This is a genomic window from uncultured Allobosea sp. (assembly GCF_945956895.1).
Taxonomy (GTDB): Bacteria; Pseudomonadota; Alphaproteobacteria; order Rhizobiales; family Beijerinckiaceae; genus Allobosea.
In genome coordinates this window covers 117,427-130,680 of sequence record NZ_CAMFJF010000003.1, presented here as the reverse complement: position 1 = coordinate 130,680, position 13,254 = coordinate 117,427, and the positions used below count along the sequence as shown (strand labels likewise).

11 protein-coding genes are annotated in these 13,254 nt (G+C 67.3%); 3 read left to right on the top strand and 8 right to left on the bottom strand.

The window, feature by feature from the left end; all coding sequences use genetic code 11:
- Window positions 1-48: 48 nt before the first annotated feature.
- The gene (locus tag Q0Q02_RS03205; RefSeq protein ID WP_293806814.1) at window positions 49-816 is read right to left on the bottom strand and encodes an SOS response-associated peptidase; all 768 of its coding nucleotides are present in this window, start codon (window positions 814-816) and stop codon (window positions 49-51) included.
- Window positions 817-902: 86 nt separating this feature from the next.
- Here Q0Q02_RS03205 and Q0Q02_RS03200 point away from each other — a divergent pair, with 86 nt between their 5' ends.
- On the top strand, window positions 903-1,403 hold the full coding sequence (locus Q0Q02_RS03200; RefSeq protein ID WP_293806812.1) for a hypothetical protein: 501 nt from the start codon (window positions 903-905) through the stop codon (window positions 1,401-1,403).
- On the opposite strand, the gene Q0Q02_RS03195 is transcribed toward Q0Q02_RS03200, so the two are convergent.
- Together Q0Q02_RS03195 and dxs are read right to left on the bottom strand one after the other, a co-directional pair.
- Window positions 1,404-2,132: a TlyA family RNA methyltransferase gene (locus tag Q0Q02_RS03195; protein WP_293806811.1), complete on the bottom strand. Its 729-nt coding sequence runs from the start codon at window positions 2,130-2,132 to the stop codon at window positions 1,404-1,406. It abuts the gene before it with no gap.
- A 10-nt stretch (window positions 2,133-2,142) separates the two neighbouring features.
- Window positions 2,143-4,053 (bottom strand): 1-deoxy-D-xylulose-5-phosphate synthase, encoded by a 1,911-nt coding sequence (gene dxs / locus Q0Q02_RS03190; RefSeq protein ID WP_293806809.1) that lies wholly within the window; start codon window positions 4,051-4,053, stop codon window positions 2,143-2,145.
- A gap of 182 nt (window positions 4,054-4,235) precedes the next feature.
- Between dxs and Q0Q02_RS03185 the strand changes: the two genes are divergently transcribed.
- On the top strand, window positions 4,236-5,465 hold the full coding sequence (locus Q0Q02_RS03185) for an MFS transporter (protein WP_293806807.1): 1,230 nt from the start codon (window positions 4,236-4,238) through the stop codon (window positions 5,463-5,465).
- Between the two features lie 196 nt (window positions 5,466-5,661).
- On the opposite strand, the gene Q0Q02_RS03180 is transcribed toward Q0Q02_RS03185, so the two are convergent.
- The 4 genes from Q0Q02_RS03180 to Q0Q02_RS03165 form a co-directional block, all read right to left on the bottom strand.
- Complete coding sequence (locus Q0Q02_RS03180) at window positions 5,662-6,582, bottom strand: pirin family protein (protein ID WP_293806805.1); 921 nt, start codon at window positions 6,580-6,582, stop codon at window positions 5,662-5,664.
- A gap of 297 nt (window positions 6,583-6,879) precedes the next feature.
- Window positions 6,880-7,137: an exodeoxyribonuclease VII small subunit gene (locus tag Q0Q02_RS03175; protein ID WP_293801622.1), complete on the bottom strand. Its 258-nt coding sequence runs from the start codon at window positions 7,135-7,137 to the stop codon at window positions 6,880-6,882.
- Window positions 7,138-7,213: 76 nt separating this feature from the next.
- Entirely contained in the window at window positions 7,214-7,684 is a 471-nt protein-coding gene (locus Q0Q02_RS03170) for an Lrp/AsnC family transcriptional regulator (RefSeq protein WP_293806803.1), read from the bottom strand.
- 408 nt (window positions 7,685-8,092) lie between these two features.
- Window positions 8,093-8,605, bottom strand: coding sequence for a tyrosine phosphatase family protein (locus Q0Q02_RS03165; RefSeq protein WP_293806801.1), 513 nt, complete (start codon window positions 8,603-8,605; stop codon window positions 8,093-8,095).
- Window positions 8,606-8,710: 105 nt separating this feature from the next.
- On the opposite strand from Q0Q02_RS03165, the gene Q0Q02_RS03160 reads away from it, so the two are divergent.
- On the top strand, window positions 8,711-9,271 hold the full coding sequence (locus tag Q0Q02_RS03160; RefSeq protein WP_293806799.1) for a thioesterase family protein: 561 nt from the start codon (window positions 8,711-8,713) through the stop codon (window positions 9,269-9,271).
- Between the two features lie 139 nt (window positions 9,272-9,410).
- Here the strand turns inward: Q0Q02_RS03160 and Q0Q02_RS03155 are convergent, their stop codons facing one another.
- Complete coding sequence (locus tag Q0Q02_RS03155) at window positions 9,411-12,983, bottom strand: NahK/ErcS family hybrid sensor histidine kinase/response regulator (RefSeq protein WP_293806798.1); 3,573 nt, start codon at window positions 12,981-12,983, stop codon at window positions 9,411-9,413.
- Between the last annotated feature and the right edge of the window lie 271 nt (window positions 12,984-13,254).

The following is a 13,254-nucleotide window of genomic DNA, read 5'->3' as shown; positions in this document are numbered from 1 at the left end:
CGCGTCTCCTCGTCGTCTTCTCACGACGATCAGAGCACGAATCCGGCGCTAGAACAGGCTGCCTTGCCCGTCATCTGCGGGAGACCGGGCCGCTTTGCGCGCATGGCGCTTTGGTTCCTCGGGGGCTTCCTCCGGCGGCAACTCGGCGCGTGGCAGCTGAAGCTCGGCCGAGTCATTCGCGACCTTGTTGACCGCATTGCCGATGGCGACCGCCTCCAGCAGATCGTCGGGCGGCGGTTTCAGCAGGCGCCCGGTCTGCTCCGGCGTGGCCTGCGGGTCGAGCCAGGCCTGGTAATCGCGGGGATCGAGGATGATCGGGCTGCGGTGATGGATCGGGGCCATCGTGCCGTTGGCCGGCCCGGTCATCATCGCGACCGTGTCGATCTCGGAGCCATCTGGCGAATGCCAGGTCTCCCAGAGTGCGGCGAAGGCGAAGAGGCCGCGATCCGGCTTCCGGAACAGGAAAGCTTCGTTGCGGGCCTGTTTGCCGGCGCCGCTGCGGCGCCATTCGTAGAACGCGTCGGCCGGCAGCAGGCAGCGCCGCCGTGTCAGGGCGTTGCGGAAGGAGGGCTTCTCGGCGGCGCTCTCGATGCGGATATTGATGACGAGCGGGAAATCCTTGGCGTCCTTGACCCAACCCGGAATGAAGCCCCAGCGCATCAGCATGAACTGCCGCGCCCCGTCATGCAGCCTGACGATCGGCACCGGCTGCGTCGGTGCGATATTGTAGCGCGGCGGGAAATTCGGCTGCTCGCGATAGCCGAAGGTCTCGCGCATCGCTTCGGGTGGCAGGGTGATCGCGTAGCGTCCGCACATGCCGCTGTTTAGGTCGAGACGAGCGTTCGGAAGCAACACTTTATTTGCGGTTGCACGAACATAGTCGCGCCGATTTGGGGTAGCGGATGAGCGTCATCGCGACGGACATGCTGGCTGGAACGGCGGCCGACCGGCTCGACGCCGGTGTTCATCCGCGTCTGTCGACCGATTTCCTCAATCGCTACAGTGAAGCCCTGATGCTGATCGAGATGGCGACGAGCGACGACAGCGTCATTGAAGACCTGCAATCCTGGCGAGGCCTCTGCTATCGCGGGCATTTCGAGATATCGCCGCTGCGTTGCGCAGCCGAGGCGCTGGCAGCCTATGACCGGATCGACCTGGCGCTGCGCGAGAGGTTCGAGGAGGTCTGCCGTTCCATGGCACGCCTTGTCACGACCGTGACGGCGCTGCTCGCGGAAACGTCACCTTCACCAGAGCTGCCGGAGATCATCGAGGTTGCCGGCGAGGCTCTGCGCCGCCAGATCGCCCGCGCGACCCAGTTCATCAACGCGAACGGCATGATCGATATCGGCGCGTTCGAGGATGCTGCCCTTCAGGCCCAGATCGACGCCTTGCTGGCGCGCTGATCAGGCAGGCCGCCGCGCGCCGACCAGAAATTCGCGATTGCCGTCGCCACCCTCGATCGGGGAGGGGATCGGCCCGTCGACCGTAAAGCCCAGCTCTTGCAACACTGCGACAATCTCGTCGCACACCTGCAACTGGATCGCCTCGTCCCGGACGATGCCCTTCTTGAGCGCGGCGCGGCCAGCTTCGAATTGCGGCTTGATCAATGCGGCGATGCCGGCGTCTGGCGTGAGCAGGGCAGCGACGGCCGGCAGCACCAGTTTCAGCGAGATGAAGCTGACGTCGATCGCGGCGAGGCTCGGTCGCTCCGGCAGGGCTTCGGTATCCAGCGTGCGGATGTCCTGCCCTTCGAAGCTGGTGACGCGCGGATCGGCTCGCAGCGAATGATGAAGCTGGTCGCGCCCGACATCGACTGCGACGACATGGCACGCGCCGCGTTGCAACAACAGATCGGTGAAACCGCCGGTCGAGGAGCCGACATCGAGGCAGGTGAGCCCCCGCGGATCGAAGCCGAAGGCATCGAGCGCGCCGGCGAGCTTGAGGCCACCACGCGAGACGTAAGGGTGCGGCGCCTGCGCGGTGACCTCCGCGTCATCGGCCACCATCTCCGAAGCTTTGCGCACCGGCGCGCCGTTGGCGGTAACTAGCCCGGCCGCGATCGCAGCTTGCGCCCGCGCGCGGCTTTCGAAGAAGCCGCGCTCGACGAGCAACTGGTCTGCACGGCTTTTCATGTCGAAGCCGTCAGGCCAGCTTCACGACGCTGGGCCGGCCCAGCGCGGCCTCGACGGCCTTGACAATGCCGGCGGCGTCGAGCCCGGCTGCGGCATACATCGCATCCGGCTTGTCATGATCCTGGAAGACGTCGGGCAGCGTCAGGCTCCTGATCTTCAGGCCGGCATCGAGCGCGCCGTTCAGCGCCAGCAGATGCAGCACATGGCTGCCGAAGCCGCCGACCGAACCTTCCTCGACGGTGACGAGAACTTCGTGCTCGCGGGCGAGCTTGAGGATCAGCGCCTCGTCGAGCGGCTTGGCGAAGCGGGCATCGGCGACCGTCGTCGACAGGCCGCGCTGCGCCAACAGCTCGGCCGCCTTGAGGCATTCGGCCAGCCGCGTGCCGAGCGAGAGCAGCGCGATCCGTGTGCCCTCGCGAACGATGCGGCCCTTGCCGATCGGGAGGGGCACGCCGACATCGGGAATCTCGACGCCGACGCCTTCGCCGCGCGGATAGCGGAAGGCAATCGGCCCCTCGTCATAGGCTGCGGCGGTCGCGACCATATGGGTGAGCTCGGCCTCGTCGGCGGCCGCCATCACCACCATGTCCGGCAGGCAGGCGAGATAGGCGATGTCGAAGGAGCCGGCATGGGTCGCGCCGTCTGCGCCGACGAGCCCGGCCCGGTCGAGTGCGAAGCGCACCGGCAGCTTCTGGATCGCCACGTCATGGACGATCTGGTCGTAGGCGCGCTGCATGAAGGTCGAGTAGATCGCCACGAAGGGCTTGTAGCCCTCGGTCGCGAGGCCGGCCGCGAAGGTCACCGCGTGCTGCTCGGCGATGCCGACATCGAAGGTGCGGCCCGGGAACTCCTTGCCGAAGGCGTCGAGCCCGGTGCCGGACGGCATCGCGGCGGTGACGGCGACGACCTTGTCATCCTCGCGCGCCTGCTTGATAAGGGCCTGGGCGAAGACATTGGTGTAGCTCGGCGCATTGGCCGGCGTCTTGGCCTGCTGGCCGGTGACGGGGTCGAACTTGACCACGCCGTGGTATTTGTCGGCGCTGGCCTCGGCCGGGGCATAGCCTTTGCCCTTCTGCGTGACGACATGGACGAGGATCGGCCCGCTCTCGGCGTCGCGGACATTGCGCAGCACCGGCAGCAGATGGTCGAGATTGTGCCCGTCGATCGGCCCGACATAGTAGAAGCCGAGCTCCTCGAACATCGTCCCGCCGGTCCAGAAACCGCGGGCATATTCCTCGGTGCGCCGCGCCTTGTCGTGGAAGAAGCGCGGCAGCTTCTCGGCGAGCTGCTTGGCGACCTCGCGGATCGAGCGGTAGGTCCGCCCCGAGACGAGCCGCGCCAGATAGGCCGACATCGCGCCGACGGGCGGGGCGATCGACATGTCGTTGTCGTTGAGGATGACGATGAGGCGCGAGCCGAGCGCGCCGGCATTGTTCATGGCCTCATAGGCCATGCCGGCGGACATAGCGCCATCGCCGATCACAGCGACGACATTGTTGCGCCCGCCGGAGAGATCGCGTCCGACCGCCATGCCGAGCCCCGCAGAGATCGAGGTCGAGGAATGCGCCGCGCCGAACGGGTCGTAGTCGCTCTCGGCGCGCTTGGTGAAGCCGGAAAGGCCGCCCGGCTGGCGCAGCGTGCGAATGCGCTCGCGCCGCCCGGTCAGGATCTTGTGCGGATAGGCCTGGTGGCCGACATCCCAGATCACTCGGTCGCGCGGCGTATCGAAGACATGATGCAGCGCGACGGTCAGCTCGACCACGCCTAAGCCCGCGCCGAGATGCCCGCCGGTGACGGAGACGGCGTCGATCGTCTCGAGCCGGAGCTCGTCGGCGAGCTGGCGCAGCTTGGCATCGTCGAGGGCCCGCAGGTCGGCGGGGTCGTGGATCGTGTCGAGGAGCGGCGTGGCGGGGCGGGGCACGAGGCTGTCTGATCCTTCGCTGGGATGCCCTCGAAATAGAGCCTGCGCGGCGCGCTTGCAAACCACAGTTGTGTTTTCGACCAAGTCGACGGCGCGCGTGTCGCCTTGCCACGAAACGGGTGGTTCCGACGCCTGCAACGGATTTCAGTGCGCCCATGACCGCTTCCGGGGACGCAAACACCATGCAACTGACTAATACCACGCCTTTGCCGACGGCATTTCGCCGCATCGGCTGGTCCAATCTCTTCGCGCAATTCTCGGAGCAGATCGCGCTTGCCGCCGCGCCGTTGGCCGCGGTCCTCCTGCTCGCGGCCGGACCGGCCGAGACCGGCTGGTTGCAGACGGCGCAGACCTTGCCCTTCCTCCTGCTCTCGATTCCCGCAGGCCTGATGGTCGATCGCGCCTCGCGCCGCCGGCTGATGGTTGGCACTGAAGTGCTGCGCGCGGTTTCGCTGCTGGCGATCCCGCTTCTGCTTGCCGCGGGCACTCTCAACCTGAGCTGGCTCGCGCTGATGGGGGCGCTCGGGGCGATCGGTACGGTCTGCTACAGCGTCGCCGCTCCTGCTTTCGTTCCCTCGGTGGTGCCGCGCGCGCGGCTGGCGGATGCCAATCGCTGGCTGGAACTGGCCCGCAGCTTCGCCTATGCCGGCGGCCCGGCGTTGGGCGGTGCGCTCGTCGGCTGGATCGGCGTCTCGACGGCCTATGGGCTGGCGGCCGGGCTTTCCATCCTCGCGGCGATGCTGCTGGCTGGCCTGCCGAAGGACGAGGCACCGTCAGGCCCGCGCCGCGATCTGCTTGACGATCTCAAGGAAGGCGCGCGCTTCGTCGCCGGCCACGACCTGCTCCGGCCGATCCTGATGACGGCGGTGTTCTTCAACGTCTCCTGGTTCATCTTCCAGGCCGTCTATGTCGCCTATGCCGTCCAGAACCTGGGCTTGAGCGCCACGCAGGTCGGCATCACCTTGGGCATCTACGGCGCCGGCATGATCGTCGGCGCCATCCTCGCGCCGGCCATCGCGAAGCAGGTCACCTTCGGGACGCTGATCCTGCTCGGACCCTTCGCAGGGCTTTGCGCGGCCGGCGTGATGTTCGCGACGCTCTGGCTGCCCTCGGTCTATCTGGTTGCCGCGAGCTTCTTCCTGTTCGGCGTCGGCCCGATCATCTGGACGATCTCGACCATGACACTGCGACAGGCGGTGACGCCGAACGCCATGCTTGGCCGTGTTTCCGCCCTGATCATGACCGCGACCTTCGGGGCGCGGCCGATCGGCGCCGCGATCGGCGCCTCCGTCGCGGCGCATCTCGGCATCGCCGCCTGCCTGGCGCTGGCGACCGCGGGCTTCCTGATCCAGCTGCTGCTGATCGGCTTCTCGCGGGTGCCACGGCTGCGGGATATTTCTGAAGCCGCCTGAGCCTCTACCGTCTTTCCGGGGCAGGCCGCAGGCCTGAGCCCGGAATCCAGAACCGATGCGACTATGCGTTCGAGCGATGGCCCGACAGCGTCCGTCCCGGAAACGGCATCGGTTCTGGGTTCCGGGCTCGATCCTTCGGATCGCCCCGGAAAGACGGCGAAACGCGAGCCGCGAATGAATAGTTGAAACCCTCGCCTCAGCCTTCGGGCAGCGGGATGAACTCGCTCTCGTCGCCGGGCACGGTGTCGAAGCGACCGGTCTTCCACTCGTGCTTGGCCTGCTCGATGCGCTCCTTCGAGGAGGAGACGAAGTTCCACCAGATGTTGCGCGGGCCGTCCATCGGCTCGCCGCCGACGATCATGACCCGGCTCTGGTCGATGGCGAGGATCGAGATGCGGTCGCCCGGCTTGAAGACGAGGAGCTGGCCCGCGCCGAACTCCTCCCCGGCGATGTCGACCTTGCCCGAGACGATATAGATCGCGCGCTCGTCATAATCGGGATCGAGCGGCAGGATCGAACCGGGCGAGAGCACGGCTTCGGCATAGAGCGCGTCCCAGGGGAATTGCACCGGCGAGGTCTGGCCATAGGCCGAGCCCATGATCAGGCTGATGCGCTTGCCGCCCTCGACGATGCGCGGCAGGTCCTGGGCGCCGTGATGCTTGAACTCGGGCGCGACCTCTTCATGCGTCTTCGGCAGCGCGAGCCAGGCCTGGATGCCGTAGAGCTTCGGGCCGGTGGCGCGCGCTTCTAGGCCGGTGCGTTCGGAATGGACGATGCCGCGCCCGGCCGTCATCAGGTTCACCGCGCCCGGCTTGATCGCGAGCGCCGTGCCGAGCGAGTCGCGATGCATGATCTCGCCGTCGAAGAGATAGGTCACGGTCGAGAGCCCGATATGCGGGTGCGGACGCACATCGAGACCTTCGCCGAGATGGAATTCGGCCGGGCCCATCTGGTCGAAGAAGATGAAGGGGCCGACCATGCGCTGGCCGATGGCCGGCAGCGCCCGGCGGACCTGAAAGCCGCCGAGATCATGGGAGCGGGGCACGATCACCTTCTCGATCGCCTCGCAGGAGCGGGCATCGCCCAGGATCGGATCGTCGGCGGGGAGTTGCGACATGAGGGCCTCCTTGGTCGGGTCGGAACGTGAACCCGATTGCACTGGCCGGCAAGATTCCAGCCGCCATCGCCCGATTGCATGAGCGCAAGATCCGCCGATCGATCATGCGCATGCGAGCGCGGTGCCAATGGGCGCGTATCGCCAGGCCTGAATGCAGGAACAGGCCTTTTCCGTCATGGTCGGGCTTGTCCCGACCATCCACGTCTTCCTTCATCGAGGCTGGTGCCCAAGACGTGGATGCTCGCCACAAGGGTGAGCATGACGAGCTGGAGCGGCGTCGGGCGCGTGGGGGCCGGCTCAGTTCTCGACGTCGAGCGGGGTTGCGCCCGTCGGCTTGCCGTCGGCACCGAGTGTGATGCGCTCGATGCGAGCTTCCGCCTGCTTCAACAGCGCGTCGCAGCGGGCCTTCAGCGCCTCGCCGCGCGTGTAGATCGCAATCGATTCCTCGAGCGGCACGTCGCCGCGTTCCAGCCGCGCGACGATGGCTTCGAGTTCCTTCATCGCTGCCTCGAAGGGCAGGGCGGCGACATCGGCGTTGGTCTTCTCTTCGCTCACGGCCTGATTCCTCTTTGCGGGTGAGCTTATCCGCCGGAGTGCGCCCGGCCGCAACCCGCTTCGCGCCGCTGCTGATTCAGACCGGCAGGGCCGAGGTCTTCTTGATCGTGCGCAGCGTCAGCGTCGACTGCACGCGGGTGACGCCAGGCAGTTGCGTGATGATGTCGGTATGGATGCGCTCGAAATCGGCGCTGTCGCGATAGATCACCCGCATCAGATAGTCATGCGCGCCAGCCAGCAGATGGCATTCGAGGATCTCGGGCAGGCTCTGCACCGCCTGCTCGAAGCTCTCCAGCGAGGCGCGGCCCTGCTGGTCCAGCGTGACGAAGACGAAGGCCGTGCCGGGAAAGCCCGCGGTCTTGTCGTCGAGCATCATCGCATAGCCGCGGATCAGGCCGCTGTCCTCGAGCTGTCGGACGCGGCGCAGGCAGGCCGAAGGCGAGAGATGCACCTTCTCGGCAAGGTCCGAATTGGTGATGCGCCCGTCCTGCTGGAGAATCCGCAGGATGGAGCGGTCGCGCGAATCGAGCTCGATCGTCGTGGTCACGGTGAAGAGCCTCTAACAAAATCCGGTGGGGTCTCGACGCCGGCAATTCGTCCGCTCCGCCAGGAGCGAGGTGAAGCCGATACCCTTGGCATCGGCAAGCGCCGCGACGCCGCGGGCGGTCGAATTCCCGGCGCCGGAGGTGGGCTTTGGAGGGCCGCCTGCGGCGTCGGACCGACTTGCCGATATCGACAGATATCGGCTGCGCGCTCCTCCTGGCATGCGGCTCCTCCAAAGCCCATCGAGATCCCTCCGGATTTTATTAGAGGCTCTCAGGCCTCCCGCGCGATGCATCGTCGCAAATTTCGCCCGATGCAAGCAATCTTCTGCAGCGATCCGGCGCGAGTGCCGTAGCATTGGCAGCGCTGGCGGAGAATGCGCGCAGGAAGCTGCGTCGCCGGAAGCGGGAATTCAGGCGAGCGGCATGGCGAAGGGCGTACCCTCGAAGGCATCGGCGCCGCGCCCGATTCGCTCGATCGCGCGGATCATCCGGCCGCGTCGTCCGAGCGCCGTATCGGCCAGCGCCACGAGCCGGGCATTCGGCGTCGCGGAAGGGGCAGCGGCACGCAGCGCGTCCGCGACCTCGTCCTCGTCTTGCTCAGGTCCGAGGGTGCAGGCAGCGATATAGGCAGCGGCCGTCGAGCGGCTGATCCCGGCCCAGCAATGGATCACCATCGGCTCTGCCCGGTCCCAGTCGCGCAGGAAGGCGAGCAGGCGCGCCATATGCTCCTGCCCGGCGAGAACATGGCCGTCGAGCGCCTGGTTGATGTCGGACATGCCGAGGAAGAGATGCCGCTCGGGCGCGATCCCCGCAGGCCGCGCGACCGGCGTGCCGAGATTGATCAGCGTCACCAGATGCCGGGCGCGGACCGCCGCGACGGTCTCGTCCAGCCGCGACAGCGGGGAAACGTGAAGGGTGGGCAAGGGCTGGCTCCGAAGCGATGGGCAGACGATAGCATGATCGACAGTGCCGGCATCTCCATGACATGGAGGCGCGCACGCGATCGATCCGGTGCGGAAAAGCTCCCCATGAATCTCTGGTTCCGCCTGATCTGGCTTCTGCTGACGACGCGCTTCCGCCCGCGGCTCGACTTGCCGGCAGATGCGTCCGTCCTGCCTTTCCGGGTCTGGTTCCACGATCTCGACACCAGCCTGCACATGAACAATGGCCGCTACTGGACGCTGATGGATCTCGGCCGGCTCGACCTGATGCTGCGCAGCGGCTTGTGGCGGGCGGTGCTGCGCCATCGCTGGCTGCCGGTGGTCAATGCCGGCACGATCCGCTTCCGCCGCGAGATGCGTCTGTTTCGCCCGTTCCGGGTCGAGACGACCATCCTGTGCTGGAGCGAGAACTGGTTGGTGATGCAGCATCGCATGCTGATGCAGGGCCGGGACGGCACCGAGATCGTCGCTGCGGTCGCGCTGGTCCGGGCCGCGCTCTACGACAAGAAGGTTCGCGCCTATGTCCCGGTCGCGCGTCTGCTCGGCGAGATCGGCGTTATCGCGCAGAGCCCGGAGCCGAGCCCGGAGGTCGCGGCCTTCCTCGCCTCCGAGGACGCCATGCGCAGCGCCGCCTCGACCGCTGCCTGAGAGAGCGCTCGAACCTCTACCGTCATCCCGGATGGAGCGAAGCGGAACTCCGGAATCCATCGTAGGGCTCTGCGCTTTACGATGGATCCCGGGGCAAGCCCGGGATGACGGTCGTGGTTCCGAGCACGTAGAGCGGTGCTTACTCCGCCGCCAGCCGCGTCGCGCGCCACTGCGCCAGCAGCGCCCGTAAGGCGGCCGGCTTGAGCGGCTTGTTGAGCAGGTGCACGTCGAGCGCGTTCGCGGCCTCGCGCACATGCGGCGTCCGGTCGGCGGTGAGCAGGATCGCCGGCATCGGCGTGCGGGCGCGGGCACGGAGCGTGCTGATCGCAGTCAGCCCGTTCCCGTGGTCGAGATGGTAGTCGGCGATCAGCACATCCGCCTCGCCCTTGCTGCCGACATGTGGGAGCGCCTCTTCGAGGCTGGCGGCGATCGTGACCCGGCAGCCCCAGCCTTCAAGCAGGCGCTTCATGCCGTCGAGGATGGCGGGCTCGTTGTCGACGACAAGGAGCCGCATGCCCGCGAGCTGCCCGGCCGGCGCATTGCGTGGCGCGGCCGCGGTCGTCATGGCCGGGAGCGGCGCGGCGCGCGGGACTCGAATCGAGAAGCGCGTGCCGCGTCCCGGCGCCGAGTCGAGCGTCAGCCCATGGTCGAGCGCACGCGCGATGCGCTGCACGATCGAGAGACCGAGGCCGAGGCCACGCGCCACCTTCGCGCCCTGGTCGAGCCGCTGGAATTCGCGGAACACGGTCTTCTGCTTGCTCTGGGGGATGCCGAGCCCGGTATCGATGACCTCGACCGCGACCTGATTGCCGCGACGCCGGCAGCCGATCAGCACCTTGCCGTTCGGCGTGTACTTGATCGCGTTGGAGATCAGGTTCTGCAGCAGACGGCGCAGCAGGCGCCGGTCCGAGCGCAAGGTCAGGCTGGTCGGCATGAAGACGAGCTTCAAGCCCTTCTCCTGGGCGCTGGGCTCGAATTCGCGCTGGAGCTGGCGCATCAGTTCGTCCAGCCGGAAGGAGGAGAGCTCCGGCTTGAGCGCCCCGCCGTCGAGCCGCGAGATCTCCAGAAGCGCCGTCAGGATTTCCTCGACCGCGTCGAGCGACGCATCGATATTCTCGGCGAGCTCGGGCTGGCCGCCGCTGCGGTCGCGCTCGACCAGCGAGGTCGCGTAGAGCCGCGCGGCATTGAGTGGTTGCAGGATGTCGTGGCTGGCGGCGGCGAGGAAGCGCGTCTTCGAGGCGTTGGCGGCCTCGGCCTCGGCCTTGGCTCGTTGCAGCTCGGCATTGACGTGGAGGAGTTCCTCGGTGCGCTCGGCGACGCGACGCTCAAGGCTTTCGTTGGCGCGTTCGAGCTCCTCTTCGCCGGCGACGGTGTCGGTGATGTCGGTATAGGTCGTGACGAAGCCGCCATCGGGAAGGGCGTTGGTACGGACCTCGATGACCTTCTTCGAGGGGTAGAGCTTGAGACGGACCGGCTCGCGGTCGTTGATGAAGCTTTCCAGCCGCGCCGCCATCAACTCGTCGCGCGCACCGGTGCCATAGGCGCCGCGCCCGGCGTTGAAGCGCACGATCTCGTCGAGCCCGGTGCCGAACCGGACCAGCGAGGCCGGCAGGTCGTAGAGCTGGATGAAGGCCTGGTTCCAGGCGAGCAGGCGCAGGTCCCGGTCGAGCACGGTGATGCCCTGGCCGGCATGGTCGAGCCCGTGCTGGAGGATGTCGCGATTGTACTGGAGCGCGGCCGAGGCATCGTCGAGCAGCTTGAAGGCGGCCTCGGTCGAGAGGTTGCGTCGCTTCAGCAGCAACGACAGGACGAGGCGCGAGGAGGCCGCGCCGATCGCCGAGGAGAGCAGGTGCTCGCCGAAGCGCAGCAGATGGATATCGGCCTGGCGCCCGCTTTCCGAGGCCTCGCCGCGGCCGCTGTTGAAGCCCTCGAAGGCGCGCTGCGTGCGCTCCGCCCCGAGATAGCGCGCGATCGTCGATTGCAGCTCGCCCTCGGTGATCGTGGTGCGCCAGAGCGAGAAGGACTGCGCCATCGTCGCCGGCTGGGAAGCGACGAAGGCATTGGCCTGCAAGCGTTCCATCGCATTGGCCGGGCGGAGCAGCGAGAAGCCGATATAGGCGAGGATGTTGAGGCCGAGGCTCCAGAACACGCCATGCGGCAGCGCCGGCCATTCCAGCCCGAACATCGCTTCAGGCCTGAAGATGCCGGCTCCGAACGGGCCTTCGGTGACGATGCTGCTCCACCAGCCACCGGGCAGCGCGAGGCTCGGCATCAAGAGCGTATAGGCCCAGACTAGCGTGCCGATCGTCAGTCCCGCCGCGGCGCCCAGCGAGGTGCCGCGCCGCCAGATCAGCCCGCCGAAAAAGGCCGGCGCGATCTGCGCCGTCGCGGCGAAGGAGAGCAGGCCGATCGAGACCAGCGCCGCCTCGCCCGAGGCGCGGTAATAGAGATAACCGAGCAGGATCACGAGGAAGATGCTCAATCGCCGGATGATCACCACCTGCGAGCCGAGATCGCCGCCGAGATTGCTGTCGCCGTCATCGCGCCCGCCGAACCGTCTGAAGGCGCGGCCGGGGTCGCTCAGGCTGCGGCGGCCGCGCAGCAGCAGCGGCATGACGAGATGGTTGGAGATCATGATCGCCAGCGCGACCGAGGCGACGATCACCATCGCGGTCGCGGCGGAGAGTCCGCCAACGAAGACGAGGAGGGCGATCACCCCGGCCTCGCGCTGCAAGGGCAGCAGCAGCACGGTCATGTCGCGGTCGACGCCGCTGCCGGGGATCAGGATCTCGCCGGCGGCCGCGAGCGGCAGCACGAACAGGTTGATCAGCACGAGATAGAGCGGAAACATCCAGGCCGCGCGGCGCACGTCGCGCACGTCGCGGTTCTCGACGATGGTCATGTGGAACTGCCGCGCCAGCAGCAATGCGGCGCAGCTCGATAGCAGCGTCAGCGTCAGGAAGTTCGGCCAGCTCGAGGTGCGCTCCCAGATCGGCAGGGCGCCGTCGACCGGTTTTGCAGCTTGTGCCAGCAGGTCGCCGGGGCCGCCGAACAGCCCGTAGACGATGAAGAAGCCGAGCACGAGGAAGGCGACGAGCTTGATCAGGGATTCGACAGCGATCGCCAGCACCAGGCCGTCCTGGTGCTCGGTGGCGTCGATGTGGCGGGTGCCGAAGGCGCAGGCGAAGCCGGCGAGCACGACGGCGACCAGGAAGGGCAGGTCACTCAGCACCGGCACGTCCGACGGAGGCGCATGGCCGCCGGCCGCGGCCAGGAAGACCGAGAGCGAGTTGGCGACGGCCTTCAGTTGCAGCGAGATATAGGGCAGCGCCCCGATCACCGCGACGATGCAGACCAGCGCGGCGACGCGCTCGCTCTTGCCGTAGCGCGCCCCGACGAAATCGGCGATCGAGGTGATGTTCTGAGACTTCGCGATCCCGACGATGCGGGCGACGAAGCGGTGGCCCAGCCCGATCACGAGGATCGGTCCGACATAGATGCCGAGGAAGTCGAAGCCGGCGCGATTGGCGAAGCCGACCGAGCCGTAGAACGTCCAGGAGGTGCAGTAGACGCCGAGCGCCAGCGCATAGACCGTGGTTCGCGCCCGGCCGGTCATCAGCTTGCGCCCGGAGGTATCGGCGACATGGGCGACGGCAAAGAGCCCACAGAGATAAGCGAGCGCGACCAGCACCACGGACCAGGCGGGGATCATGCCGCCCTCGTGGATATCGTGTGCGAGCGAGGCCGGGTTGCAGGCGCCATCGTGTTCCGTTTCCGGGTTTGCGGCAGGGTACAATAGCCCGTTCGAAAAATGCAGCCCTCATCCCGAGAGCCTGGCCGCCCAGGCACGCAATGACTTTGATCAGTGTCTGCTCGAAACTGCACAGGTCATCCCGGGCGACCGCAGGGAGACCCGGGATCCATGCCGGAACCCTGATCTGAAAGGCTTCGGAATGGATCCCGGATCTCCGCTTCGCTCCGGC

Coding starts and splice junctions, on each gene's coding strand:
- Q0Q02_RS03160 (WP_293806799.1), top strand. CDS start 8,711: ATGAATCTCTGGTTCCGCCTGATCTGGCTTCTGCTGACGACGCGCTTC.
- Q0Q02_RS03155 (WP_293806798.1), bottom strand. CDS start 12,983: ATGATCCCCGCCTGGTCCGTGGTGCTGGTCGCGCTCGCTTATCTCTGT.
- Q0Q02_RS03205 (WP_293806814.1), bottom strand. CDS start 816: ATGTGCGGACGCTACGCGATCACCCTGCCACCCGAAGCGATGCGCGAG.
- Q0Q02_RS03185 (WP_293806807.1), top strand. CDS start 4,236: ATGCAACTGACTAATACCACGCCTTTGCCGACGGCATTTCGCCGCATC.
- Q0Q02_RS03180 (WP_293806805.1), bottom strand. CDS start 6,582: ATGTCGCAACTCCCCGCCGACGATCCGATCCTGGGCGATGCCCGCTCC.
- Q0Q02_RS03200 (WP_293806812.1), top strand. CDS start 903: ATGAGCGTCATCGCGACGGACATGCTGGCTGGAACGGCGGCCGACCGG.
- Q0Q02_RS03195 (WP_293806811.1), bottom strand. CDS start 2,132: ATGAAAAGCCGTGCAGACCAGTTGCTCGTCGAGCGCGGCTTCTTCGAA.